General features: G+C 70.9%; 17 protein-coding genes and 1 pseudogene. 10 read left to right on the top strand and 8 right to left on the bottom strand.

Annotated elements, in window-relative coordinates; genetic code table 11:
* Positions 1 to 27 precede the first annotated feature (27 nt).
* Positions 28 to 1,071, bottom strand: coding sequence for a LuxR C-terminal-related transcriptional regulator (locus tag OHB00_RS37965; RefSeq protein ID WP_406441742.1), 1,044 nt, complete (start codon positions 1,069 to 1,071; stop codon positions 28 to 30).
* 581 nt (positions 1,072 to 1,652) lie between these two features.
* Between OHB00_RS37965 and OHB00_RS37960 the strand changes: the two genes are divergently transcribed.
* From OHB00_RS37960 to OHB00_RS37950, 3 genes and pseudogenes are all read left to right on the top strand, one after another.
* Positions 1,653 to 5,753 (top strand): carboxypeptidase regulatory-like domain-containing protein, encoded by a 4,101-nt coding sequence (locus OHB00_RS37960; RefSeq protein WP_406441740.1) that lies wholly within the window; start codon positions 1,653 to 1,655, stop codon positions 5,751 to 5,753.
* 205 nt (positions 5,754 to 5,958) lie between these two features.
* Entirely contained in the window at positions 5,959 to 9,834 is a 3,876-nt protein-coding gene (locus tag OHB00_RS37955) for a carboxypeptidase regulatory-like domain-containing protein (protein WP_406441739.1), read from the top strand.
* Positions 9,835 to 9,948, top strand: a pseudogene (locus tag OHB00_RS37950) (IS630 family transposase); the annotation flags it as partial.
* A gap of 247 nt (positions 9,949 to 10,195) precedes the next feature.
* Here the strand turns inward: OHB00_RS37950 and acnA are convergent.
* Positions 10,196 to 12,910: an aconitate hydratase AcnA gene (gene acnA, locus OHB00_RS37945; RefSeq protein WP_406441737.1), complete on the bottom strand. Its 2,715-nt coding sequence runs from the start codon at positions 12,908 to 12,910 to the stop codon at positions 10,196 to 10,198.
* Positions 12,911 to 13,236: 326 nt separating this feature from the next.
* Here acnA and OHB00_RS37940 point away from each other — a divergent pair, with 326 nt between their 5' ends.
* Together OHB00_RS37940 and OHB00_RS37935 are read left to right on the top strand one after the other, a co-directional pair.
* Positions 13,237 to 13,434, top strand: coding sequence for a DUF4236 domain-containing protein (locus OHB00_RS37940; RefSeq protein ID WP_406441735.1), 198 nt, complete (start codon positions 13,237 to 13,239; stop codon positions 13,432 to 13,434).
* A 611-nt stretch (positions 13,435 to 14,045) separates the two neighbouring features.
* The gene (locus tag OHB00_RS37935) at positions 14,046 to 15,575 is read left to right on the top strand and encodes a helix-turn-helix domain-containing protein (RefSeq protein ID WP_406441733.1); all 1,530 of its coding nucleotides are present in this window, start codon (positions 14,046 to 14,048) and stop codon (positions 15,573 to 15,575) included.
* Positions 15,576 to 15,663: 88 nt separating this feature from the next.
* Here OHB00_RS37935 and OHB00_RS37930 read toward each other — a convergent pair whose 3' ends face one another.
* From OHB00_RS37930 to OHB00_RS37920, 3 genes are read right to left on the bottom strand one after another with little or no spacing between them, the layout of a single operon-like run.
* Positions 15,664 to 16,350, bottom strand: coding sequence for a GntR family transcriptional regulator (locus tag OHB00_RS37930; protein ID WP_406441731.1), 687 nt, complete (start codon positions 16,348 to 16,350; stop codon positions 15,664 to 15,666).
* A gap of 47 nt (positions 16,351 to 16,397) precedes the next feature.
* Positions 16,398 to 17,108 (bottom strand): aspartate/glutamate racemase family protein, encoded by a 711-nt coding sequence (locus tag OHB00_RS37925; RefSeq protein ID WP_406441729.1) that lies wholly within the window; start codon positions 17,106 to 17,108, stop codon positions 16,398 to 16,400.
* Positions 17,105 to 18,475: a dicarboxylate/amino acid:cation symporter gene (locus OHB00_RS37920; RefSeq protein ID WP_406441727.1), complete on the bottom strand. Its 1,371-nt coding sequence runs from the start codon at positions 18,473 to 18,475 to the stop codon at positions 17,105 to 17,107. Before OHB00_RS37920 ends, OHB00_RS37925 begins: the two co-directional genes overlap by 4 nt.
* 134 nt (positions 18,476 to 18,609) lie before the next feature.
* Between OHB00_RS37920 and OHB00_RS37915 the strand changes: the two genes are divergently transcribed.
* Positions 18,610 to 20,034, top strand: coding sequence for an aspartate ammonia-lyase (locus OHB00_RS37915; protein WP_406441726.1), 1,425 nt, complete (start codon positions 18,610 to 18,612; stop codon positions 20,032 to 20,034).
* A 688-nt stretch (positions 20,035 to 20,722) separates the two neighbouring features.
* Positions 20,723 to 21,838 carry an MBL fold metallo-hydrolase gene (locus OHB00_RS37910; RefSeq protein ID WP_406441725.1) on the top strand — a complete coding sequence of 372 codons (1,116 nt, stop codon included), beginning with the start codon at positions 20,723 to 20,725 and terminating at the stop codon, positions 21,836 to 21,838.
* Between the two features lie 313 nt (positions 21,839 to 22,151).
* On the opposite strand, the gene OHB00_RS37905 is transcribed toward OHB00_RS37910, so the two are convergent.
* Positions 22,152 to 23,009: a helix-turn-helix domain-containing protein gene (locus OHB00_RS37905; protein ID WP_406441724.1), complete on the bottom strand. Its 858-nt coding sequence runs from the start codon at positions 23,007 to 23,009 to the stop codon at positions 22,152 to 22,154.
* Positions 23,002 to 23,892 carry a peptidoglycan-binding protein gene (locus OHB00_RS37900; RefSeq protein ID WP_406441723.1) on the bottom strand — a complete coding sequence of 297 codons (891 nt, stop codon included), beginning with the start codon at positions 23,890 to 23,892 and terminating at the stop codon, positions 23,002 to 23,004. Before OHB00_RS37900 ends, OHB00_RS37905 begins: the two co-directional genes overlap by 8 nt.
* Before the next feature lie 230 nt (positions 23,893 to 24,122).
* On the opposite strand from OHB00_RS37900, the gene OHB00_RS37895 reads away from it, so the two are divergent.
* Together OHB00_RS37895 and OHB00_RS37890 are read left to right on the top strand one after the other, a co-directional pair.
* Positions 24,123 to 24,539, top strand: a complete 417-nt coding sequence (locus OHB00_RS37895; RefSeq protein ID WP_406441721.1) for a peptidoglycan-binding protein — start codon at positions 24,123 to 24,125, stop codon at positions 24,537 to 24,539.
* A gap of 47 nt (positions 24,540 to 24,586) precedes the next feature.
* Positions 24,587 to 24,955, top strand: a complete 369-nt coding sequence (locus tag OHB00_RS37890) for an SH3 domain-containing protein (RefSeq protein ID WP_406441719.1) — start codon at positions 24,587 to 24,589, stop codon at positions 24,953 to 24,955.
* Positions 24,956 to 25,045: 90 nt separating this feature from the next.
* On the opposite strand, the gene OHB00_RS37885 is transcribed toward OHB00_RS37890, so the two are convergent.
* Positions 25,046 to 25,366, bottom strand: coding sequence for a trypco2 family protein (locus OHB00_RS37885; RefSeq protein WP_406441717.1), 321 nt, complete (start codon positions 25,364 to 25,366; stop codon positions 25,046 to 25,048).
* Between the two features lie 90 nt (positions 25,367 to 25,456).
* On the opposite strand from OHB00_RS37885, the gene OHB00_RS37880 reads away from it, so the two are divergent.
* Positions 25,457 to 26,806, top strand: coding sequence for a serine protease (locus OHB00_RS37880; RefSeq protein ID WP_406441715.1), 1,350 nt, complete (start codon positions 25,457 to 25,459; stop codon positions 26,804 to 26,806).
* Positions 26,807 to 26,827: the final 21 nt, after the last annotated feature.

The following is a 26,827-nucleotide window of genomic DNA, read 5'->3' as shown; positions in this document are numbered from 1 at the left end:
CCACCGCACCCCGACCGGGAGCGCCGGTCACCCCTCCCGATCCTCCAACCAGCCGCGTTCCTGGGCCAGCAGGGCTATCTGGAAGCGGGTCCGTGCGCCCAGTTTTCGGCCCAGCTCGCTGATATGCGTCTGTACGGTCCGGCGGCTGAGCCGCAGGGAGCGCGCGATGGCGTCGTCCTTCATTCCGGCGGACATCAGGCGAAGGATGTCCCGCGTCCGACTGTGGAGGGCGCCGTCCTGTCTTTCGGCGCTCACCGGGGGCGAGGCGGGCCGGCCTTCCAGCGAGAGCGGCACCGCGCGCTCCCACACGCTCTCGAAGAGGGCGGTCAGCACTTCCAGGAGTGTCGAGGAGTGGACGACGAGCGAGCCCGCCGCGGGATCGTCCCTCCGCAGCGGCATGATCGCCGCCGCGCCGTCGAAGATGACCAGTTTCATGGGTAATCCGGGCAGGAGCCGCAGTTCCCCTTCCGGAGCCGCGCCCCCGAGGGCCGTCTCCAGGCATTCGTCGTCGGCGATACCGGCGCTGTCGTACACGGACCGGAGCCGGACACCGGGGCGGACCGTGGCGCCCGCGGCGGTGGAAGCGTCGGTGGGCGTGATCCGCGAGGTCACATACGGCGGCTTCGCGAAATGCAGCACCTCGTGCCGGCTGCCTCTCAGAAGGTGCGCATAGCGGGCGCCGACTTGTTCGTTGCTCTCGACGACCTCGAAGAGATCCGAGGCGATCTGCTGGCCCGGGGCTGTGCGGTACACCTCCTGGAGCTGTTCCGCGTACAGCTCGGCCCTGGCCAACTCCTGTCGCCTACGGGCCAGTAGGGCACCCAGCGAGGAGCGGGGCGGGCTGGCGCTCCAGCGCGAGGGCCGTTCCCCGACGTGTACGGCGAGGAGTTCGGCTTCCAGGGAGCGCAGGACGGTCCGGGCCGTCGCGACCGGCAGTCCGATTCCCGCCGCGACCGCGTCCTCTTCCGCACCCGGATGGCTGACCAGGAATTCCAGGGCCTGCCGGGCCGGAGCGCCCAGGCCGGTGCCTGCCCACAGCGCGTCCGAGGACGACACGTCCGACACGTCCATCAGTGACTCCCCGGAAGATCGGAACGAGGTTCACCGCGATGCTACGCAAGTGCGCAACTGCGCGGGCCCGCAAGCGGGGGATCTTGCCAGGCGCGACTGCCGAGGTCAGGATGATCACAGGTCACCGGCGCGGTGATCTCCGCCTTCAGCTCATGTTCCGGCCCCCGACTCCCGTGGCCTCCGCAGGGTGCGCACAGCGATCCCCGGACGCCTGCAGCCGACCGAGAATCATCACCTTCCAGAAATGGCCCCCGCGCTTCTTCGAGCGGTGGGCCGAATTGGCGTGGGAATTCGATTTCCGACCCCGGGCCGGAGTTTCCGCTTTGCGGGGCATTGGACTTATGACATGTACATGTAACATGGATTTTATTGTCATTCGCGCCCCGAGGCATGCCAATTGATTGCGGCGAATGCGGCGACCCGCATTCGCCGTCGACCGGGAACCGCGTACGAGTCGACCCATGCTGGGCAAAGTGGGGAGTAACGTTTTGCGCACCTCGCCAAGAACCGGTTCAGCTTTACGCCGTAGAGCCGCCGCCTGTCTGACCGTCCTGAGCGCTGCCGCGATGACGGTCGTGGGCATGCAGATACCGGCCCACGCGACGGCACCGTCCACCATCTCGGCCTCGTCGGCTGCGTCGGCCCCGTCGGGCAAGAAGAAGGCCGACCTCGACCCCTCCTGCTCCACCCCCAAGGAGGGCGAGGCCACCTGCTTCGCCCTGCGCCGGACCGACACCAAGGCCGTCAAGGGGCTGCTGGCCCCCTCCGTCGACCCCGGCGGCTACGGCGCCGCCGACCTGCGGAGCGCCTACAACCTTCCCGCCGACGGCGGGGCGGGCCAGACCATCGCCATCGTGGACGCCTACGACGACCCCAGCGCCGAGGCCGACCTGGCGGTCTACCGCGAGCAGTACGGGCTGTCCGCCTGCACCACGGCCAACGGCTGCTTCACCAAGGTCGACCAGCGCGGCGGCACCGACTACCCGGCCCCCGACTCCGGATGGGCCGGCGAGATCTCCCTCGACCTGGACATGGTCTCCGCCGCCGCGCCGAACGCGCACATCCTGCTCGTCGAGGCGGACCAGCCGAGCTTCGACGACCTCGGAGCGTCCGTCGACGAGGCGGTCGCGCTCGGCGCCAAGTACGTCTCCAACTCCTACGGCACCAACTACAGCAGCACGCCGGGCAGCGGAGAGGCCCCGGACGAGACGACGTACGACACCCACTACAACCACCCCGGTGTCGCCGTGGTCGCCTCCTCGGGCGACAGCGACTACGGGGTGGCCTACCCCGCCGTCTCCCCGTACGTGACGTCCGTCGGCGGTACCTCACTGGTCCGGGACTCCGGCACCGCCCGCGGCTGGTCCGAGTCGGTCTGGAACCGCAACGGCCTCGGCCCGGGGTCCGGTTGCTCCCTCTACGAGCCCAAGCCGGCCTTCCAGACGGACACCGGATGCGACATGCGCACCGTCGCCGACGTCGCCGCCGTGGCGGACCCGGCCACCGGTGTCGCGGTCTACCAGACCTACGGCGGTGGCGGCTGGCAGGTGTACGGGGGCACCAGCGCCGCCTCTCCGATCATCGCCGCCGTGTACGCGGACGCCGGGACCCCCGTCGCGGGCACGTACCCCAACTCCTATCCGTACGCCTCCGGAACCGGCCTCAATGACGTGACCGCCGGCGACAACGGCACCTGCACTCCCGCGTACCTGTGCACCGCCGGTGCCGGCTACGACGGCCCCACCGGCCTGGGCACGCCCGACGGACTCGCGGCGTTCCGCAGCGGTCCGCACGGAAAGGTCTCCGGCACCGTCACCGACGCCGGTACCGGCAAGCCGGTCGCCGGAGCCACCGTCACCACCCAGGGCGGCGGCACCGCGCACACCGATGCCGACGGGGCCTACTCGCTCGTCCTGCCGGTCGGCAGCTACGACATCACCGTCGAAGCCTACGGCTACGCCACCGGCACCGCCTCCGGCGTGTCCGTCGCCGACGGCGACACCCTGACCAAGAACTTCGCCCTGACCCCGGTCCCCAGCCGGACCGTCTCCGGCAAGGTCACCGACGGCTCCGGCCACGGCTGGCCGCTGTACGCCAAGATCACGGCGGACGGTGTTCCGGGCGGCCCGGTGTGGACCGACCCCCTCACCGGTGCCTTCGACCTGAAGCTGCCCCAGGGCCACGACTACACCCTGCACGTGGACAGCGCCTACCCCGGCTACACGTCGCTCACCAGGAAGATCACCGTCGCGGACGCCGACCTGAGCCTGAACGCCGCGGTGCCGGTCGACCCCTGGGCGGCCGCCCAGCCCGCCGGTTACTCGGTGCGGGACGAAGGCACCACCGAGCCGTTCGACTCGACCGACTCCGCCCCGGAGGGCTGGAGTGTGGTCAACGCCGACGGGACGACCGGCGGCTGGACCTTCGACGACCCGGGCTCGCGAGGCAACACCACCGGCGGCGACGGCGGGTTCGCCATCGTCGACAGCGACCACTACGGCGGCGGGGTACACCAGGACACGCAACTGCTCAGCCCCGTGTACGACTTCACGGGCGACTCCGCACCGGAGATCGCCTTCGCCGACGACTACTGGGCCATCGGGGGCCAGAGCGCGGACGTCGACGCGACCACCGACGGCGGCACCACCTGGACCACCGTCTGGTCCGCCACCGGCACCACCTTCGGCGCGCAGAAGGTCGAACTCCCTCTGACCGACTACGCCGGCAAGGCATCGGTGCAGCTGCGCTTCCACTTCACCGGCTCGTTCGGCTGGTGGTGGAAGGTTGACAACGTTTTCATCGGCCAGCGCAAGGTCACGCTGCTCCCCGGTGGTCTGCTCACGGGCACGGTGACGGATGCCAACACCTCCGCCGGGCTGGTCGGCGCCACCGTGACGAGCAAGGACGACGACAAGCAGAGCACCGTGACCCTGGCCACCCCCGACGACCCGGCCCTGGGCGACGGCGTCTACGCCCTGTTCTCCTCCCTCGGCAGCCACGGCTTCACCGCGGCGAAGCCGCACTACACCGGGCTCGACAAGACGGTGAAGGTACGGGCCGACAGCGCGGTCGGCGCGGACTTCGCCCTCGGCGCCGGGCAGCTGACCCTGGACAAGACCTCGGTCACCGCGTCGGTCGGCTGGGGCGAGCAGACCACCAAGACCCTGACGGTCAAGAACACCGGCACGGCCGCCGCCACCGTCAAGCTGGGCGAACAGCCCGGTGGGTTCACCATCGCGTCCGCGGGCGGCGCCCCGCTGAAACTGGTCAAGGGCACGTACTCCCCGCTGTCGAGCAAGGCCACCGCGTCCGCCGCGGGCAGCACCCCGAAGGTGGTCCCGGGAGCCGCGGGTGACGCCTGGGCGGCGGCCCCCGACCTGCCGGTGAAGCTGATGGACAACGCCGTGGCCACCGACGACGGGAAGGTCTACTCCGCCTTCGGCTTCAACGGCAGCGCCGACACCAAGGACATGTACGTCCTCGACCCGGTCGCCGGCACCTGGACCAAGCTGGCCGCCGCGGCGGACACCCGGGAGGATCCCGCCCACGGGTTCATCGACGGCAGGTTCTACGCCGTCGGCGGCTGGGGACCCAGCGGCGACCCCGACTCCAAGCTGGAGATCTACGATCCGGGAAGCAACAGCTGGACCACCGGCGCCGCCTCGCCCAAGCCCTACGCCGGCTCCGGCAACGCCGTGCTCGACGGGAAGCTCTACGTCGTGGGCGGCTGCGCGGCGGAATCCTGCGGCAGCAAGGATGTCACCGCCTACGATCCGGCCGACGACACCTGGTCCACGGTGGCCGACTACCCGGAGCCGATCTCCTGGAGTTCCTGCGCCGGCATCGGCGGCAAGCTCTACTGCGGCGGCGGTCTGAGCGGCACCAGCGAGGTCAAGCACTCCTACGTCTACGACCCCGCCACCAACGCCTGGTCACAGGTCGCCGACCTGCCCGTCACCCTCTGGGGCTCCGCGTACACCGCAGCCAACGGCCTGCTCGTCACGGGCGGTGGCGTCACCGGGAACAGCATCACCAACCAGGCCTTCGCCTTCGACCCGCAGGCCGGCACCTGGACCGCGCTCCCCAACGCCGACACCGCCAGCTACCGCGGCGGAGGCGCGCTCGGCTTCTTCAAGGTCGGCGGCGGCGTCGCGCTGGCGACCCCCACGACGACGGTGGAGGTGCTGCCGGGCTACGACCAAGGGGAATCGGGCGACGTCAGCTGGCTGAGCGAGAGCGAGCAGCAGCTCACCCTTCAGCCCGGTAAGAGTGCGAAGGTGAAGATCACCCTGGACGCCTCCGTGGCCGAGGTGACCCAGCCGGGAGACTTCACCGCCAAGCTGTCCTTCAGCTCCGACACTCCGTACTCCCTGCCCAGGCTTCCGGTGCAGATGCAGGTGGCTCCGCCCGCCACCTGGGGCAAGATCACCGGAACGGTACTGGGCGTCACCGGCGACGGCGGCACCGCGCCGATCGCCGGGGCCACCGTCCAGATCGACACCTGGGCCACGAGCTACACGCTGACGACCGACGCCCACGGCGGATACGCGCTGTGGCTCGACGTCCGCAACAACCCGCTCGAGGTCATCGTCGCCAAGGACGGCTTCCAGCCGACCGTCGCGACGGTGACGATCAAGAAGAAGTCCACTGTCACCAAGAACTTCACCCTCAAGAGAAAGTAGGACCGGCCGAAAGCCAGGGTGGGCGACCCGGAACGGGGTCGCCCACCCTGGCTCCAGCCAGCCCGTGGGCTGGCCGCAGCCCCCAGGCGTCCTGCCCACCAATCGATCAAACAGGAGCGCACAAATTCACACATATGACATGTTCATGAAGTACGATCCCCTCTGATCGTTTCCCTTCTGTCCATGAAGGTCTGGGAGGACCCAGATGATCAAGGTAAGACTGTTCCATGCCCGACTGACGGCGTTAACCGCCCTGTTCGGCATCCTGATGACACTGGTCTGGGCACTCCCCCAGTCCGCCACCGCCACCACCAAGGCCGCCGCCACCAAGGCCGCCGCCGACACCCCCTCGACGGCCTCGACCGTGCCGACGCATCCCCTCTGCGCAAGACCCGACAAGCCCAACGAAATGGCCTGCTTCGCGGTCGCCCGCGACGATGTCCGGCAGACCGGCAAAGGGCTCCAACCCCTGCTGGCCCCCGCCGGGTTGGGCCCCGCCGACCTCCAGAGCGCCTACGACCTGCCGTCCGACGCGGCCGGAGCCGGGGCCACGGTGGCCATCGTCGACGCCTACGACAACCCCAACGCCGAGGCCGACCTGGCCGTCTACCGCTCCCAGTTCGGCCTACCGCCCTGCACCACCGCGAGCGGCTGCTTCCGCAAGACCGACCAGCGCGGCGGCACCGACTACCCACAGCCCGACGCGGGCTGGTCCGGCGAGATCGCCCTCGACCTCGACATGGTCAGCGCCGCCTGCCCGCTCTGCCACATCCTGCTGGTCGAGGCGGACGACCCGTCCATCGACAACCTCGGCGAGACGGAGAACACGGCGGTCGCGCTCGGCGCCACGTACGTCTCCAACAGCTGGGGCGGGAGCGAGAGCGCGATCGGCGACCTGCCCGGCGACGCCTACTACAGGCACCCGGGCGTGGCGATCACCTTCAGCACCGGTGACCTCGGCTACGGCACCAGCTACCCGGCCTCGCTGCCGTACGTCACGGCGGTCGGCGGGACCTCGCTGAGCCGGGACAGCGGGTCGACCCGGGGCTGGACCGAGTCCGCGTGGACCGGCGCGGGCAGCGGCTGCTCGGCCTACTACCCCAAGCCGTCCTTCCAGACCGACCGGGGCTGCGCCGGCCGCGCCGTCGCGGACGTGTCGGCCGTCGCCGACCCGGCGACCGGGGTCAGCGTCTACAACACGTACGAGGACCGCGGCTGGGGCGTCTACGGGGGCACCAGTGCGTCGGCCCCGATCATCGCCGCCACCTACGCGCTCGCTGGAACGCCGGGCGCGAAGTCCTACCCCAACGCCTACCCGTACGCTCACACCGGCGCTCCCGACGACGCGCTGAACGGCGCTCTGAACGATGTGACCTCCGGCACCAACGGCACCTGCGCCACCGCCGACCTGTGCACCGCAGGCCCCGGCTGGGACGGCCCCACCGGCCTCGGCACCCCGAACGGCACCGCCGCCTTCACCACCGGCCCGTACGGCATGCTGACCGGCAAGGTCACCGACCCCGACACCGGCGACCCGGTCGCCGGGGTGCGGATCACGGCCGGCGCGAACGCCACGACGACCGGCGCCGACGGCACCTACGACATGACGCTCCCGGCGGGCACGTACGACGTGACGGCCGCGAAGTTCGGCTACGGCAGCGCCGGGCCGGCCGCCGTCGAGGTCGGCGACGGCGCGAGCGCGACCCGGGACTTCACCCTCACCGCCCAGCCCCTGGTCACCGTCAGCGGGCGGATCCGGGACGGCTCCGGGCACGGCTGGCCGCTCTCCGCGGGCATCCAGGTCACCGACGAGCCGTCCACCCGGACGTACACCGACCCGGCGACCGGCCGCTACACCCTCAAGCTGCCCGCCAACAGCACCTACACCCTCCAGGTCGATCCGGTCCACTCCGGCTACCAGGTCAGCACGTCCGACCTGACGGTGGGGGCCACGGCCGGCCGCAAGGACTTCGACGTCCCGGTCGACGCCGCCGCCTGCGTGGCACCCGGCTACCGGCAGAAGTTCACCGAGGGCACCGAGACCTTCGACGGCACGGGGGCGCCCGACGGGTGGAGCGTCACCGGCAGCGGCCACACCTGGCGCTTCGACGACCCGGCCGGGCGGGGCAACCTCACCGGCGGCTCGGGCGGCTTCGCCATCGCCGACAGCGGCTACTTCGCCGACGGGCAGCACACCTCCCTGGTCTCCCCGGTCCTCGACCTGACCGGCCACGACACACCCGCGGTCCGCTTCGACACCTTCTACAGGAAGTTCTCCGACGCCTCCAAGGCCGACGTCGACCTCAGCGTCGACGGCGGCACGACCTGGTCCACGGTCTGGCACCGCGACACCGTCTCCGCCGGCCCCGGGACGGAGAGCATCGCCCTCCCGGCCGCGGCCGGGAAGTCCGCCGTCCGGGTGCGGTTCCGCTACACCGGCGACAACGCCTACTACTGGCAGGTCGACGACGTCGCCTTCGGCGGCATGACCTGCGCGCCGGTGCCGGGCGGCCTGCTTTACGGGACGGTGACGGACCGCAACACCGGCCGGCAGGTGAGCGGTGCGACGGTGAGCGGCAAGGCCGGCGCCACAGTGACCACGGCGGGCGACGGTACGTACGTACGCTTCGTGCCGCGGACGGGCCGTCAGCAGGTCGCCGTGAGCGCCGAGCACTACACCACGGCGACGAAGAAGGTGAGCGTCAAGGCCGACCACGCCACCCGCCTCGACGCGGCGCTGCGCGCCGGACGGCTGGCGATCAGCCCGGCGGCGGTCGACAGGACCGTACGCAAGGGGAAGGCCACCACCGCAAAGGTCACCCTGCGCAACACCGGCTCGGCCCCGCTCGCCGTCAGCCTCACCGAGCGGTCGGGGGACATCCCGACGGCGACGACCGCCGACGCCACGGCCCCGCAGTACGTCCCCGGTGACTACAGCCCCGACCGGCTGACGAAGGCGAAATCCACGGCCACGGAAACGGCCACGGCGGTGACCTCCGCCGCCTCGGGCTGGACCTCCGTCACCGACTACCCCACCCCCGTCATGGACAACGCCGTCGCCACCGGCCCGGACGGCCGCGTCTACTCGGTCGGCGGCATCGACGGCACCTCCGTCCTGTCCGGCGGCTACGTCTACGATCCCGTCACCGCCGCCTGGACGGCGCTCCCCGGCGGTCCCGCCACCCCCCGCGAGGCACCCCAGTCCGCCTTCCTGAACGGCAAGTTGTACGTCACCGGCGGCTGGACGGCGGACGGCGCCACCGTGCCCACCACCGACGTCTACGACCCGCAGCACCACACCTGGTCCACCGCCGCCCCGGCGCCCGCCGGGTACGCGGCAGCGGCCTCCGCCACGCTCGACGGCAAGTGGTACCTGGTCGGCGGCTGCGGATCGGGCTACTGCAGCGGCACCACCGCCATGCGGGTCTACGACCCGGCCACCGACACCTGGGCCGCCGCCGCCCCCTACCCCGAGGCCGTCTCCTGGCTCGGCTGCGGCGCCGTCTCGGGCACCCTGTACTGCGCGGGCGGCGTCACCGCGGTCGAGGGCACGCGGCACGGCTACGCGTACGACCCGGCCACCGCCGCCTGGACCCCGATCACCGACCTCCCCACCGACCTGTGGGCCTCGGCCGCCACCACCGCCGACGGCCGCTTCCTCCTCTCCGGCGGGGCCAGCGACCTCCTCTCCGCCGTCACCAGCGCCGGCTACGCCTACGACCCGGCCGCCCGCACCTGGACGGCCCTGCCCGCCGCCGCCACGCCCCTCTACCGGGCCGGCGGCGCCTGCGGGTTCTACCGGGTCGGGGGCGCGCCGAGCGTCTTCGACGCCCGTGCGAACGTCGAGCGGTTGCCGGGCCTCGACAGCTGCGTCCCGGCAACCGACGTCCGCTGGCTCTCCGCCGCCCCCGTCACCCATACGCTCGCCCCGGGCCAGCGCCTGAGCGTCACCGTCCGGCTGGACGCGGGCGTGACCGCGGTGGACGTGGCCGGGACCTACACGGCCGCGCTCGCGGTCGGCACCGACACGCCGTACACGTACCCGGTCGTGCCGGTGCGGATGACCGTGCGGAACGGGTAGATCCAGGCACTGGACCGTTCCCAGCCGGTGCTGCCGATGATGCCGGGTGTCCCGCAGCGGGTCACCCACGACTACGTGCGCGCAGGAACCACGAGGCTGTTCGCCGCGCTGGACGCGATCCGCCCGTCCGGTCTCCTGGATCCGGTGCCCGCCTGGCGGCGCTCGTTCGCCACACGCTCGCAAGGACAGAAGAACCCCGCACCTGGTATCAGGTGCGGGGTTCTTCGTCGTCGTAGGATGCGCAGCTACGCTCCGGGAACAGATCGCGTGCGATCATGGTCGCAGGCGCGTCTTCCGCCCCCTCGAGCGCGAGTGCCCCGCCCCCGCGAGACGCAGGGGCAGGGCGCTCGTTCACGTCAGGTCAAGAACCGACAAGTTGGCGAAGCACGTACTGCATGATGCCGCCGTTGCGGTAGTAGTCGGCCTCACCGGGGGTGTCGATCCGGACGACCGCGTCGAACTCGACGCCCGTGTCGGTGGTGACCTTGACCGTGCGCGGGGTGGTGCCGTTGTTGAGCTCCTCGACACCGGTGAAGGAGAAGGTCTCCTCGCCGGTCAGGCCGAGGGACTCGGCGGTGGCGCCCTCCGGGAACTGCAGCGGGAGGACGCCCATGCCGATCAGGTTCGAGCGGTGGATGCGCTCGTACGACTCGGCGATGACGGCCTTGACGCCGAGCAGCGCGGTGCCCTTGGCGGCCCAGTCGCGGGACGAGCCGGAGCCGTACTCCTTGCCGGCCAGGACGACCAGCGGGATGCCCTGCTCGATGTAGTTGCGGGAGGCGTCGTAGATGAACGACACCGGCGCGTCGGCCTGGGTGAAGTCGCGGGTGTAGCCGCCTTCCGTCCCCGGCGCGATCTGGTTGCGCAGGCGGATGTTGGCGAACGTGCCGCGGATCATGACCTCGTGGTTGCCTCGGCGGGAGCCGTAGGAGTTGAAGTCACGACGCTCCACACCGTGCTCGGTGAGGTACTTGCCGGCCGGGGTGTCGGCCTTGATGGCACCGGCGGGCGAGATGTGGTCGGTGGTGACCGAGTCGCCCAGCTTGGCGAGGACGCGGGCGCCGGCGATGTCGGTGACCGGGGCCGGCTCGTGCTGCATGCCCTCGAAGTACGGGGGCTTGCGGACGTAGGTCGACTCGGCGTCCCACTCGAAGGTGTTGCCGGTCGGGACCGGGAGGGACTGCCACTGGGAGTCGCCGGCGAAGACGTCGGCGTAGGACTTGTTGAACATGTCCTCGCCGATGGCGTTGGCGACGACGTCGTTGACCTCGGCCTCGGTCGGCCAGATGTCCGACAGGTAGACCGGCTTGCCGTCCTGGTCGGTGCCGAGGGCGTCCTTGGTGATGTCCACCTTCATGGAGCCGGCGAGGGCGTACGCGACGACCAGCGGCGGGGAGGCCAGGTAGTTCATCTTGACGTCGGGGTTGATACGGCCCTCGAAGTTCCGGTTGCCGGAGAGGACCGCGGTGACCGCGAGGTCGTGGTCGTTGACGGCCTTGGAGACCTCCTCCGGCAGCGGGCCGGAGTTGCCGATGCAGGTGGTGCAGCCGTAACCGACCAGGTTGAAGCCGACCTTGTCGAGGTAGGGGGTCAGGCCCGCCTTGTCGAAGTAGTCGGTGACGACCTTGGAACCCGGGGCGAGGGTGGTCTTGACCCAGGGCTTGCGGGTCAGGCCCTTCTCGACCGCCTTCTTGGCCACCAGGGCGGCGGCGACCATGACGTACGGGTTGGAGGTGTTGGTGCAGGAGGTGATCGCGGCGACGGTGACCGCGCCGTGGTCCAGCTCGTAGGTGGTGCCGTCGGGGGCCGTCACCTGGACCGGGTTGCTGGGAACGCCGTTGGCGGTGGCCGGGGCGTCGGAGGCCGGGAAGGACTCCTTGCCCGCCTCGTCGGCGGTGTCCACGTAGTTGCGGACGTCCGTCTTGAACTGCTCGGCGGCGTTGGCGAGGACGATACGGTCCTGCGGGCGCTTCGGGCCGGCGATGGAGGGGACGACCGTGGAGAGGTCGAGCTCCAGCTTCTCGGAGAAGTCGGGCTCGGCCTTCGGGTCCAGCCAGAGGCCCTGCTCCTTGGCGTACGCCTCGACGAGCGCGACCTGCTGGTCGCTGCGGCCGGTCAGGCGCAGGTAGTTCAGGGTCTCGTCGTCGATCGGGAAGATCGCGGCGGTGGAGCCGAACTCCGGGGACATGTTGCCGATGGTGGCGCGGTTGGCGAGGCTCGTGGCCGCCACACCCTCGCCGTAGAACTCGACGAACTTGCCGACCACACCGTGCTTGCGGAGCATCTCGGTGATGGTGAGGACGAGGTCGGTGGCGGTCGTGCCCGGCTTCAGCTCACCGGTCAGCTTGAAGCCGACGACGCGCGGGATGAGCATGGAGACCGGCTGGCCGAGCATGGCGGCCTCGGCCTCGATGCCACCGACGCCCCAGCCGAGCACGCCGAGGCCGTTGACCATGGTGGTGTGCGAGTCGGTGCCGACCAGGGTGTCCGGGTAGGCCTGGCCGTTACGGACCATGACGGTGCGGGCCAGGTGCTCGATGTTCACCTGGTGGACGATGCCGGTGCCCGGGGGGACGACCTTGAACTCGTCGAACGCGGTCTGGCCCCAGCGCAGGAACTGGTAGCGCTCCCTGTTGCGGCCGTACTCCAGCTCGACGTTCTGCTTGAAGGCGTCGTTGGTGCCGAACTTGTCGGCGATGACGGAGTGGTCGATGACCAGTTCGGCCGGGGCCAGCGGGTTGATCTTCGCCGGGTCGCCGCCGAGCTCCTTGACGGCCTCACGCATGGTCGCGAGGTCCACGACACACGGAACGCCGGTGAAGTCCTGCATGATCACGCGAGCCGGCGTGAACTGGATCTCCTGGCTGGGCTGGGCCTGGGAGTCCCAGCCGCCGAGCGCGCGGATGTGGTCGGCGGTGATGTTCGCACCGTCCTCCGTGCGGAGCAGGTTCTCCAGCAGCACCTTCAGGCTGTACGGAAGGCGAGCCGAGCCTTCCACCTTGTCCAGCCGGAAGATCTCGTACGACTCGTCGCCCACCTGCAGCGTGCTGCGGGCGTCGAAGCTGTTCGCCGACACGACAGTCTCCTTCATTGATGTGCGCGTACCACCGTCAATCGTGCCGCCACGCCGACTTGGCCGATCCAGTTAGGTCAGACTAAGTTAGGCATGCCTTACTGGTGTGGCGGCAACGGTGCGCCTAGGCAGATATCTCGATGTCGAGATAACTCTAGTACACGGGCGCGGGTTGGTCATGCCCGGACCCGCTGTGCGGTGCGCCGCCGCCTGAGACGTCCGCGGGACCGCCGGGCCGGGGCCGAGGCGTCCTGGCCGGGCTGAGGGCGCCGCGTCGGGGTAGCCGAAGGTCCATCGGCAAGCCTCACGGCGAGGTGGAAGGAGACACCATGCCCCTCACGTTCCGCAAGAGTTTCCGGATCCTGCCCGGTGTGCGTCTGAACATCAACCGGCACTCCTGGTCCATCACGACAGGCGGCGAGCACGGGCCGCGCCACACGCACAGCAGTACGGGACGGCGCACGACGTCGATCGACCTGCCGGGCCCCTTCGGGTGGCGGCGCACCACCAGGGCCCGGCGCCGGTGACGGCCGGGGCGGCGGCGAAGGTGGTGTCGTCATCACCCGGGCGCCGCCGTCCGCCCCCCCCCAACGGAGGTGCGGGGAACCCGCACGGCGGATCGTCGGCGCGTCGGAAAACATGCCAGAGCGCATCAACTCGGGTATCCCGCAAGACGAAGCCCAAGTGCATGCCCGTCAGGCCGCCGCCCGCCCCCAGGCAGCCGCCGATGGCGACCCCGGTGGCCGCGGCCCCGCACACAGGGCGCCATCCGCAACAATTCCGCACCCCGCGAGCTCGATGTCGACGCGGCCGACCAACCCGTATGGGGCCGGTCATGCGTATTCCTTCGCGGGCACGGAGAAGTCGGGGGACGACCCGGCGGTTCACCCCGACACCGGCCGGGATCTCGATCTCAAAGAACCTTCCAGAGCATCTCCTTCGGCCCGCGGGCCGAAGGAGAAGGAGGCCGGTGGAATTCCCGACCACATACTCAGAGCCGTCCTGACGGGCTCTCACCTCGCCCTTGCGGGGACCGGAACGACGGTCGACGGGCCGAACAGCCGGGCCCGTTGACAGGGCATCACCCGAACGGACCCCCCAACGGGTGCCATCTCATATCTGAGATAACCTCGGCCTCATGGCAGACGACTACCTCGTACGCATCGGCAAGCTCATTCGTGACGCCCGGCAACACCGTGGCTGGACACAGACCCAGCTCGCGGAGGCGCTCGGCACCAGTCAGAGCGCTGTCAACCGCATCGAGCGCGGCAACCAAAACATCAGCCTTGAGATGATCGCTCGAATCGGTGAAGCCCTGGACAGCGAGATCGTCTCACTGGGCTACGCGGGCCCGATGCATCTGCGGGTGGTGGGCGGCCGCCGGCTGTCCGGCGCGATCGACGTGAAGACCAGCAAGAACGCGTGCGTGGCCCTGCTGTGCGCCTCGCTGCTCAACAAGGGACGCACGGTGCTGCGCCGGGTGGCCCGGATCGAGGAGGTGTACCGCCTGCTGGAGGTGCTCAACTCCATCGGCGTGCGCACCCGCTGGATCAACGACGGCGTCGACCTGGAGCTGGTGCCGCCGGCCGACCTCGACATGGCCTCCATCGACGCCGAGGCCGCCGTCCGCACCCGCTCGATCATCATGTTCTTCGGCCCGCTGCTGCACCGCATGGACCAGTTCAAGCTGCCGTACGCCGGCGGCTGCGACCTGGGCACACGGACCATCGAGCCGCACATGATCGCGCTGCGCCGCTTCGGCCTGGACATCGCCGCGACCGAGGGGCAGTACCACGCCCAGGTCGACCGCGCGATCCGCCCCGACCGCCCGATCGTCCTGACCGAGCGCGGCGACACGGTGACCGAGAACGCGCTGCTGGCCGCGGCCCGCCACGACGGCGTGACGGTCATCCGCAACGCGTCCTCCAACTACATGGTCCAGGACCTCTGCTTCTTCCTGGAGGCGCTCGGCGTCAAGGTCGAGGGCATCGGCACCACCACCCTGACCGTGCACGGCATCCCGAACATCGACGTCGACGTGGACTACTCCCCCTCCGAGGACCCGGTGGAGGCGATGAGCCTGCTGGCCGCGGCGGTCGTCACGGAGTCGGAGCTGACGGTCCGTCGCGTCCCCATCGAGTTCCTGGAGATCGAGCTCGCGGTCCTGGAGGAGATGGGCCTCGACCACGACCGCAGCCCCGAGTACTGCGCGGACAACGGCCGTACCCGCCTGATCGACCTCACGGTCCGTCCCTCCAAGCTGGAAGCGCCGATCGACAAGATCCACCCCATGCCCTTCCCGGGCCTGAACATCGACAACGTGCCGTTCTTCGCCGCGATCGCGGCGGTCGCGCAGGGCAAGACACTGATCCACGACTGGGTCTACGACAACCGCGCGATCTACCTGACCGACCTCAACCGCCTCGGCGGCCGCCTCCAGCTCCTCGACCCGCACCGGGTCCTGGTGGAGGGCCCGACCCGCTGGCGCGCCGCCGAGATGATGTGCCCGCCGGCGCTGCGCCCCGCCGTGGTCGTCCTGCTGGCCATGATGGCGGCCGAGGGCACGTCGGTCCTGCGCAACGTGTACGTCATCAACCGCGGCTACGAGGACCTCGCCGAACGCCTCAACACGATCGGGGCGCAGATCGAGATCTTCCGGGACATCTGAGCCACCGATGCCGCCGTATCCTTCTTGACCTGCGTGGATGCGGGTCCGTGGCGGGTGCGGCGGCACCTCCGGGACTGCGCTCTGTGGTCTAGACGGGCGGGTCTTCGGCGAACTGGTTCGTGTCGAACAGCTGGTTGATGTGCCCGCCGAGTTCGGACCAGTGCTGCCCGGAGAGACCGGCGGCCGCAACGGCGTCACGCGTCGCGCACACGTCGATGAGCTGGTTGTGGTGTTCGATGGTGTTGCGACCGCCGAGCAACGTGGAGAACTTGCGGTAGAGGATGCGGTGGATCTGGGGGTGGAGCTGCTCGACGATCCGGCTCAGTACCGGATTGTCGGCGGCCGTGATGGGGACGGCGTGGAAGCGGTCGTCGGCTTCGAGGGCCCCCGTGATGTCGTTCTCGGCGACGGCACGTTCGAAGGAGCGGTTGGCCTCGCGCATGTCCCGCAGATCCCGCTCGGTCATGACCGGGACGGCGGTCTCGATGGCGAGTTGGTCGAGGGAGCGCAGGACGGCCAGGGTCTTTTCGACGTCGCGGCGGTTGAGGGTGGTGATGCGGGTGTAGACGCCGGGTTTGGCCTCGACCAGGCCGATGTCGGCGAGCCGGGCGAGCGCCTCTCGCACCGGGGTGCGGCTGAGCCCGAGACGCTCGGCGAGCTCACTGTCCTTGACCTTCTCTCCTGGGACCAGTTCGCCGCGCACGATCGAGTCGCGCAGGCGGTGGAAGACCTCGTCACTGAGGAGGCGGCGGGAGACAGGGCTGTCGAGCGACATATTGCGTACGATACATCGCTCCTGCTGTGGTGTACCCGCCGCCCCCGTCACGCCGCTCGCGCCCTGCGGACGAGGGCCCGGGCCAGGACGACGGCCGGGTCGACGAGCGGCACGTCGACGGCATCGGCCGGGAGGCCGAGGGGGATCTCGGTGCAGCCCGCGATGATCGCCTGGGCACCCTGCCCGGTCAGATCTCTGGCGGCGTCGGCCAGAGCGGCGGCAGCCGCATCGCGGTGTCCGGCCTTGACGGCGCGGATGGCGGTCATGACCTGATCCTGCTGACCGAAGTCGGGAAGCGTGAGGTGTATGCCGTAGCGGTCGAGTCGTTCCTGGTACAGGCCCGCCCGGATGGTGCCGGTGGTGGCCAGCAACCCGGCGGTCCGGACGGGTGGCCGCAGGGTGGCGAGATGGCGGGCGACCTCACCGATCATGTGGACGATCGGCAGGCCGACGTGGCCGGCGATGCGGGGCACGAAGGCGTGCGCCGTGTTGCAGGGGATGGCGATGACGGTCGCGCCGGCCTCCCGCAGGACCCGGCTGCCGTTGAGAAGCCAGGGAGTGGGGTCCGGACCGTCACCGAGGAGGGCCTCGGTGCGGTCGGGGACGGTGGGGTCGGACCAGATGACCGTCCTGAGGTGGTCCTGGTCACTGCGCCCCGGAGTCATCGACACCAGCTTGGCGTAGAAGTCGGCGGTGGCCGCCGGTCCCATGCCGCCCAGGATGCCGATGATCTCCGTGGTGCCGGTCGGGCTCGTCACTGCGCGGCGTCCTTCTGAAGGGTGCGTGCCGGCGGAGAGTCGGGGCCGGCCGTGTCGTCGGGCGCGGCCGTCTTTCGGACAGCCTCGCCGGGGCCGTGTTTGGCCTCCCGCCGCTTCTCGGAGCTGTCGACCACGGCGGCCGCGAGGGAGTTGCCGATGACGTTCACGCCGGTGCGGGCCATGTCGACGATGAAGTCCACGCCCAGGAGCAGGGCGATGCCCTCGGCGGGCAGTCCGATGCTGTTGCCGGCGGCGATGAGCACCACGATGGAGGCGGAGGCGACCCCGGCCATGCCCTTGGACAGGATCACCAGCACGCCGACCATGAGGAGCAGGGCGGGCAGTGAGGTGTCGGCGCCGTAGGCGTTGGCGAGGAAGACGAGGGCGGCGGCCTGGTAGAGGACGGAGCCGTCGGTGTTGAAGGAGTAGCCGAGCGGGACGACGAACGAGGTCGTCGACCGGCTGAGACCGAAGGCCTCCAGCTTGCCCATCAGGGGCGCCAGTACGGACTCGGAGCTACGGGTGACGAAGGCGATTCCCGCCAGGCCGCCGATCGACCTGAGCAACTCGACGTAGCGGATGCGGTAGAGCGCGGCGATCAGCGGGAAGAGCACGCCGAGCACGATCGCCAGGCCCGCGTAGACGACGGCGACGAAGCCCGCGAGGCTGCGCAGGTTGCCGAAGCCGTAGTACGCGACGTCGTAGGAGATGAAACCGAGCACACCGAGCGGGGCGACGCGGATCACGTAGCCGACGACCTTGAACATCACCGCGGCGACGGATTCCAGAACGGAGGCGAAGGGCGCCGCCTTCTCCCCGATCGCGGCCATGGCGACGCCGACGAGCAGCGCGAAGGTGATGGCGCCGAGCAGGTTGCCCTCACCGAACGCCTCGAAGATGTTCTTCGGTACGGCGTGCAGGATCAGCTCGTGGAAGTCGATGCCCTGGCTCAGGCCGTCCAGGCTTTTGGCGTCGGCCGCGTGGACGGGGGCGCCCTTGCCGATGCCGGTGAACTCGGCCAGGCCCACCGCGATCAACAGGATGACGGTGGTGACGAGTTCGAAGTAGAGGATGGCCTTTGCGGCGATCCGTCCGACCTTCCTGACCGACTCCATGCGGGCGATGCCCAGCACGATGAGGGGGAAGACCAGGGGCAGGACGACGACCTGGACCAGGTTGAGGAAGACATCACCGAGGATCTTCATCTGCTCCCCCGCGCCCGGCGCGAGGGTACCGATCAGGGCGCCGAGCCCGACGGCGATGATCGACTGCACGCCGATCGGCATCCGCAGACATCGCCGCAGGAGACCCGGTCGGGGCCCTGAGCGGGAGTCTGTGCTGGTGGTCGGGGTGCTCGGGGTGTTCATCGGTGCCTCCTACCGACTGCAATATATTGCGCTCTGCGTATTGGTCGGTAAGACTGGGCCTCCGGACAGCGGCCTGTCAAGAGGTTCCGCACCCGCACACCGGCTGAAGCCGACGGCTACGACGAGGAGCAGAGATGACGCAGGACACGCGTGTGGAGCACGATCTGGTGGGCGACAAGGAGGTCCCGGCCGCCGCCTACTACGGCGTGCACACGGTGCGGGCCGTGGAGAACTTCGCGATCACCGGGTCGACGATCGCCCGGTTCCCGGAGCTGATCGCCGCGCTTGCGGCGGTGAAGCAGGCCGCCGCGACCGCGAACCGCGAACTCGGCCTGCTGCCACCGGACATCGCGGGGGCGATCATCACCGCCTGCCAGGACATCCGCGGCGGCCGATGTGCCGACCAGTTCGTCGTCGACCCGATCCAGGGCGGCGCCGGCACCTCGACGAACATGAACGCCAACGAGGTGATCACCAACCGGGCCCTGGAGATCCTCGGCCACCCACGCGGCTGCTACGAGGTGGTCCATCCCCTCGACCACGTCAACCTGGGCCAGAGCACCAACGACGTCTACCCCACCGCCGTACGCCTCGCCCTCGTCACCTCACTGCGCCGACTCGGCGACTCACTGCGGCTTCTGGCCGCGGAATTCACCGCGAAGGCAGCCGAGTTCAGCGACGTCCTGAAGATGGGCCGCACCCAGCTGCAGGACGCGGTCCCCATGACCCTCGGCCAGGAGTTCACCACCTACGCGGTCATGATCGAGGAGGATCGCCAGCGCCTCACCGAGGCCGCGGCCCTGCTGCTGGAGTCCAACCTCGGTGGCACGGCCATCGGCACCGGCATCAACGGCCACCCCCGCTACGCCGAGCTCGCCTGCGCCTGTCTCGCGGAGATCAGCGGTGAAGCAGTCCGGCCCGCGGGCGACTTCATCGAGGCCACCCAGGACTGCGGCGCCTTCGTCCAGCTCTCCGGCGTCCTGAAGCGGGTGGCCGTGAAGCTCTCCAAGACCTGCAACGACCTGCGTCTGACCTCCTCCGGCCCCACCACCGGGCTCGGCGAGATCAACCTGCCGCCTGTGCAGGCCGGTTCCAGCATCATGCCCGGCAAGGTCAACCCGGTGATCCCCGAAGTCGTCAACCAGGTCGCCTTCGAGGTCATCGGCAACGACCTGACCGTCACCATGGCCGCCGAAGCGGGCCAGCTCCAGCTGAACGCCTTCGAACCCGTCATCGCCTACAGCCTGTTGCGCTCCCTGGCCCACCTGCGCGCGGCCTGCGACACCCTGGCGACCCGGTGCGTCCCAGGCATCACCGCCAACCGCGAGCACCTCCATGCCGGCGTCCACCGCTCCATCGGGCTGGTCACCGCCCTCGCCCCGCACATCGGCTACGCCGCGAGCACCACCCTTGCCCGTCAGGCCCTGGCCACCGGCCGAACCATCAAGGAACTCGCCGCCGAGGCCGGCCTACTGACCACCGAGGAGCTCGACACGATCCTGCGCCCGCACCACCTCACCGCACCCTTCGCCGAGCCGGCGACTGCTGCCACCGCGTGAGCAGTGGAGTGAACGGCAGGCGGAACACGGGTTCTGTTCCTGCCCGAACGGCAGAACAGACGCCCTGGCGACACGGGGGGCCGGATCATGCCCGGACGAGTCCTCCGCCGGCCGGTACGCCCCGTCATCGGGCTGCTGCCGGCAGGGGCTGCCGTGCGCGGGGTCTCGGCGTCGGCGCGCCCGTCGTCGGGCCGCGGCGTCGGCGCGGGACCGGCCGTCGGGTGCCGGTCGGGCACGGACGAGCACGCGGCGAACCCGGCGGCACCCAGCACCGCGACCCACACCACAGCGACGAACCATCGCCACCGAAAGGCCATGCGGCCCAGGCGACGGAGGACAGTTGCCATGACGAGGAAGCCTCCACGACAGCGGTCCGGAAAACGCCAGCAGGCACAAGAGCCGCCTCCAAGGGGGAATCCGACCTGCTCAAGAGCAGTGGAGAGGCGCCCGGCTCCGCACACCACCATTCCGTGAACCCGCCGAAGCCACGATGGAGCACCCCACCCTGGCCAAGGGGGTAGCCCGCTACACCGGAGGAGGGGGCGTCGGCGTCCGCTCCCTCGGCGAAACAAATCGATTTGGTCAAGGCGTCGAACCGCCCTGCGGCCGGTATTGACAGCCCACCCACCTAGAACGATTAAGTGACTCCCACCAACGTGCCCACCGTGCCCGCAGAGGAGCCGCCGCCATGTGCAGCACCGAGGAGAACGAACACTCCGCCCCGTCCCGCCGAACCCTGCTGGGCGCGGTCACCGCCTCGGCCCTGGCCGCCACGTCGCTGATCGGAGCCTCGCAGGCCTCGGCCGCGACCTCCGCCGACACCTCCGGCACGGACCTGTCCCTGGTCCTGCTCGGCACGAACGCCGGACCGCCACCGCTGGCGGACCGGTACGGCATCTCGTCCGCCCTGGTCGTGAACGGCCGGACGTACGTGGTGGACTGCGGCCGCGGAGCGGTCACGCAGTACATGCGCGCGGGCCTGTCGCTGCCGTCGCTGACCGGCATCTTCCTGACCCACCTGCACGCCGACCACATCGTCGACTACTACGCCTTCCCGTCGCTGGCCGCGGGAGCCTCCGGGGCCCAGGGGTTCCGGACACCGGTGTCCGTGTACGGCCCCGGCTCCGCGGGGATCGCCTCCACCGTGACCGGTGCCCCCGGTACCCTGCCGGGCACCGTCGAGATGACGAAGCTGGCCGGACAGGCGTACGCCGCCTCCCCCACGTTCTTCATGACGGAGCACGCCGGTATCGACCCGGCCACCCTGCTGGACGTGCACGACGTCCTGCCGCCGGCCGCGACGGGTGCCTCCGCGACGGACACCGCGCCCGCGATGCAGCCGTTCGCCGTCATGGAGGACGACAACGTCAAGGTCACGGCCGTACTCGTGCCGCACGGGGCGGTGTACCCGGCCTACGCCTACCGCTTCGACACCGACCACGGCAGCGTCGTCTTCTCCGGCGACACCGCCCCCTCCGCCAACGTCATCACGCTGGCCCGGGGCGCGGACGTCCTGGTGCACGAGGCCGTCTACCCCGCCGGGCTGGCCGGGCTCGGCCTGCCGCAGGCCCTCATCGACCACATCCTGGCCACCCACACCGACGTGGCGAAGCTCGGCGGGATCGCCGCCGAGGCCGGTGTGGGCACGCTGGTGGCCACCCATCTCGGCCCCGGGGACCCGGCTGCCGTCTCCGACGCGACCTGGCGCCGCCTGCTGCGCGACAGCGCGAAGAGCGGCGGATACGGCGGCCGTGTGCTCCTGGGCGCCGATCTGATGCGGCTTCCGGTGCAGCGCCGGGGCTGAGCGTCGCCCCTCCGTCCTGTCGTCGAGGACCCGGCCGACAACCCGGCGCACTCCCTCCAGCCCGCCGGGCAGCCGGCGGGCTGGACTCTTGTGTCCCCGGGGGGTGACCACTCCGGCCGGGCATGGCGGGTGGCGCCACGTGCCCCTGTGACCGGGGCGAACGCAGCCACGGCCACCCGGAAGCGCGGATCAGGGCCGCCCACGGTTACACCTTTCCGATGTCAGCTCGGTACGAGATCATCCAGCGGGGCGGAGCCGGAGCGGCCGGACGGGCGCCGGGCGCCATGTCCTCCGGTGCGAGTGCCCCCGGGCGTCAGTGCCCCCAGCCGGTGCAGGCGGCCGAGCCGTCGGGCAGGTCGACGCAGGCCCGTGCCTCGGACGGGCGGCCGATGCCGATCATCAGGGTGTAGAGGTACCGGCCGGGGACGAGCACCAGCTGTGTCTGGTGCCGCCCGTCGGTGGTGTCGACCCGTACCCTGTCCCCGCTGCGCGGCTCGGTGATCCGGCCCCAGGCCGCCCGGCACGTCGGGCTGAAGCGCAGTTCCACGGTCCGCCCGGCGATCTCCCGTCGCGCCCTGCTGCCCGCGTCCGTCCAGCAGTCCGTGTCGTGCTGTTCGGGGTCGCGGTCCGTGCAGTTCTCCCCCCGGCAGGTACCGGTGGTGGCTCTCGACGCGGGTTCCCGGTGCCAGCCGCCGTACGTCCAGGCCACCGCGCCCACGGCGAGGGCGGTGACCAGCGCGGTCCCCGCCGCCACGAGGAGGGCGGTGCCGCGGCGCGGTTTCCGGTTCCTGGGTTCCGGCCCGCTGGGGTCTGCCGGGGCTCCGGACGGGCCGACGACCGTGCCCGCCCGGTCGGCGCCCGCCGGCTCGGTGGCGCGGGCGTCGCGTCCGCTCCAGGCGCGGTCGGCGAGCCGCCACAGCGCCAGCAGCCGTACGGGATCCGCGCCGCTCAGCTTGGCCAGCGTCTCCACCGCGTCCCGGGGCGGCAGTGTCTTGCCGTTGAGATACCGCTCCCAGGACGACTTGCTGTACGCGGTCCTGGCCGCCAGCGCGGCGAAGCTCAGCCCTGTTCCCTCCCGGGCCTCCCGCAGCCGCTCCACGAGGTGGCGGACCTCGGGCGCGGTGGCCGCCCGGGACGGACGGCCCGGGCCCGGCCCGGTGTCCTCAGTCACCCGGATTCCTGAGCTCGCGCCAGGTCACGGGCCCCACGATGCCGTCGGCGGTGAGCCCACGGGACCGCTGGAACGCCTGGACCGCGGCCCTGGTGTTGGGCCCGAACGAGCCGTCGATCCCCTTCGGGTCGAAGCCGTGCCGCCTGACCAGGCACTGCACCTCGGCCACCGCCTCGACGGTGATGCCGACGTGGTACGGGTCGGTGAGGGTGGTGCTGTGCCCGGCGTACAGCAGGCCGTCGTGCAGGTGGAAGTAGCACGGGAACGTCTCCGCGGAGTACGTGGAGGTCGGCACCCTCGTGGTCGCGGCGGCTGTGCCGGGCTCCGGCTCCCCCGACGGCGACCCGGGCCAGGTGATCGCCACGGCCACCGCCACCAGCACGGCGAGGCCTGCCGCCACCACGGCCACCCCGGCCACGGTCGCGACCGGCCGTCTGCGGCGCGGCGGCCGGCCGTCGTCCGGTCGGTCACCGTCCGGCCCGCCGGTGTCCGGTCGGCCGCCGGGGGCCGGTGACTCCCGGGTCTCCGCAGGCACCGCTCGGGAGACCTCATGCTCTTGCGGCTCCTGCGCCTCTTTTGACGGACGCGGCTCATGCGGAGCCGGTGGCGTGGGGCCAGGCGCCGTGGCGGAGGTGGCCACCTCCCAGAGCGCCGCCAGCCCGATCCGGTCGCCGCCGCACGCGTCGGCCATGGCCTCGACGGCGTGCCGGGGCGGCACCACCTTGCCGTTGAGATAGCGCTCCCAGGACGACTTGCTGAACTCCGTCCTGGACGCCAACGCGACCATGCTCAGTCCGCTGTGGTCCTTCAACCGGCGCAGCTCGACCACAAGTCGGCGGACCCGGGGATCCGTCGACTCGGGCAGCGCTCTCCATCGCGGCATGCCCCAACCCTTCGCGTACGCCGCAGCGCACCCATCCAGCCCCCGTCCCGCACCCTTCCCGCCTTCACGATATCCGCACATCCCGCCGTCCCGCCGTCCCGCGCGACGTCCCGGCAGCTCAGCACCGGGATCGTCCCCTGTTGTCCCAACTGACTTTGATCAATGGCCGGTTGGACGGCGTCCCGGCAACGATGGGCCGCGCACCGAACACAACGGGTTCAGGGGTTTCCATGACAGTCACCACGACGCGCAGACGCGTTCCGCTCGCGTTCGCCGCGGTCGTCCTGCTGGGCGGCACGGTCGCCGGCCAGTTCGCCGCCGGGACCGAGGCCACAGCCGCCACCGCGGCCACGGTCTACACCTGCAACGTGACCGGGGGCTTCGGCCCGCTCACGGCCGGCTACTACAGCGGCGGCACCGTGATTCCGTCCACCACGCAGGTGACCGCCGCCGGCAAGGAGGCCCAGTGCCTCCTCAAGTTCCGGGGTTTCGACCCGGGGACCGTCGACGGGATCTTCGGCCCCAAGTCCCAGGCGGCGGCCAGGGCTTTCCAGCACGCCACCAACGACGTCTGCCAGACCACCCTCGACGAGGACGGCAGCGTCGGCCCCAAGACCTGGCCCTGGCTGCGCTATCTGGGCTGCTGACCACCGTCCACGAGAGATTCCGTAACTCCTACCGGAAGGAACGAGACATGCGAGCAGCATTCCGCGCGAAGCTGGCGGCGCTGGCGATCGCGGCCCTCGCCGTCCCCGCGGGCCTGGTGGTCACCGCCGCGGGTCCGGCGGCGGCGAGCGCCGCCTGCGGCAAGACCGGTCCGCTGAACGACGGCACCGAACTCAGGATGACCAAGGGCGTCGCCGCCAACATGCGCAGCGGCTCCACCACCAGCTGCGGCGTCAAGGGCTGGGCCGACAACCAGGACTGGCTCATGTACTACTGCTACACCTCCGGCGAGGGCGGCACCTGGACGTGGCTCTGGAACATCTCCGACAACACGGTCGGCTGGGTGAAGGACTCCCTGCTTCCCGGCAACGGTTCCAACTACTCCTGCGGTTTCTGACCGCGGCGCCTCTCGAACCGGCTCGCGCGGGGGCGACGGGGGTGTCCCCGCGCGAGCCGTCCCGGCCCCGGACGGCCTGCTCGGCCGGGGCTAGCCCCGGCCGAGCAGGCCGTCGTCCTCGCGGCTCACCCGGTGGTGGCGGCCGTCGGGGCCGGGCAGGGGTTTGAGGTCGACCTGGATGCGATGCGTGGAGTCATGGCTCACCGAGCCGCCCAGCCGGGCCTCGACCACGCCCAGGCGCAGCCCCGCGCCGCCCTCACCGGCGCGGTGGAACTGCACCGAGAACTCCAGGCTGACCTGCTCCACGCTGAACCGCCAGTCGCTCTGGGCGCCTTCCGCCTGGGCCCTGGCCAGCTCCGCACGCACCGTGCCGATGGCCTCCGCGAGACCGATCGGTTCCGGATCCCCCATGGCAACACACCGCCGGCTTCCGTTGATTGACCGATCCAACCTGGTCACAAGTCTAGGGACGCACCTGTCCCGCGCGTAGTGTGGGACACCATGGGGGAACTGCGGGCGGACTGGAGAATCCGGCTGCGACGCGAGGACGCGCACGGCCCCGTCTGCGGGGCCGGGGTTCTCGTCGACCAGCACACGGCACTGACCTGCGCCCACGTGGTGCGTCATCCGGACGCCGTGATGTGGCTGGAGTTCGCCGAGAACAGCGCGCTGGAGCCGGTGGCCGCGCGGGTCCTGCCGGGCGGCTGGCTGCCGGAGGGCGAACACGGCGAGGACGTCGCCGTGTTGCGGCTGGACAGCCCCCGTCCCCGGGCCCGCCCCGCCCGGCTGGAACCCCGGCTCAGGGCCGGCCTGGAAGTGTACGCCACCGGCTACGCGGAGGGCTTCGACGACGGCATGAGCCTGTGGGGCCGCATCGGTGGCGCCAGCGGCGAACTGGTGCAGCTCGACGCCGTCACCAAGGCGCAGGTGGTGCGCGCCGGCTTCAGCGGTGCCGCTGTGTGCACCCGGCCGCAGGACGGCCGTCCGGCCCGGGTGGTCGGCCTCGTCGTCAGCTGGCGCGGCGACCTGGGCGCGCTGCTGCCCGAGGACAACCGGCTGGCCTTCTCGTATCTCGTCCCCGTCGACCGCATCGCCGAACTCTCGCCCGTGGTGAAGGAGTTGAGCAGCCCGGACGCGTGGGACCACGGCTTCGAGGAGCGGCTTGTCCAGTGGTTCACGGACCCGCACGAGGACCCGGTGAAGATCACCGTCGTACCTCCGGGCAGCGGCAAGGACCGCTCGTTGCGCCATCTGCTGCACCACGCCGACATCGTCCACCGCGGCGGCGACAGCAGGCCGCAGCTCGCCGACCACGCCCTGGGCCGGATCTCCTTCCCGGTGGGCGAGTACCTGGCCCACTGGGACTGGCTGCTCGGCACCGCGCGCCAACCCGCGAGCAGTGCCGGCCCCGGGCCCGCGCGCTCCGTTCGGCCCATGCCGCCGGTTCGCCCCGTCACCGTGGTCGTCGACGGGCTCGACGAGGAACCCCGGCCCGGTCCGCTGCTCGAACTCCTGGCCCGGCTGAGGGAGTTGGACTTCCGGTTACTGCTCGTCTTCCGGCACGAGGGCGGCACCGGCTGGACCGCTGCACGCGACGACCTGCTGCGGCCCGCGTTGCTCCGGCACACGGAGGCGCTGCTCGGCCGCCTGGAACTCGCGGAGTTCGGCAACGCGATCCGCCGCGACGTCGTCGACAGCGCCTCTCTGCGCTCCGCCACCGAGACGGCCGACCTGCGCCGGGCCGAGCGCCGCCGGATCGACGCGTTACGGGACCCGCAGCAGCAGCTCACCCGGGTGCGCGCGCTGCTCAGGACGCTGCGCGCCGACCTGGACCGCCAGGGAGGCCGTTGATGCGGGGCGGCCGGTGCGGTC

Source organism: Streptomyces sp. NBC_00631, from assembly GCF_045206895.1.
GTDB lineage: Bacteria > Actinomycetota > Actinomycetes > Streptomycetales > Streptomycetaceae > Streptomyces.
Note: the sequence above shows the minus strand (reverse complement) of the source record. Positions and strands in the feature narration are given on the sequence as shown.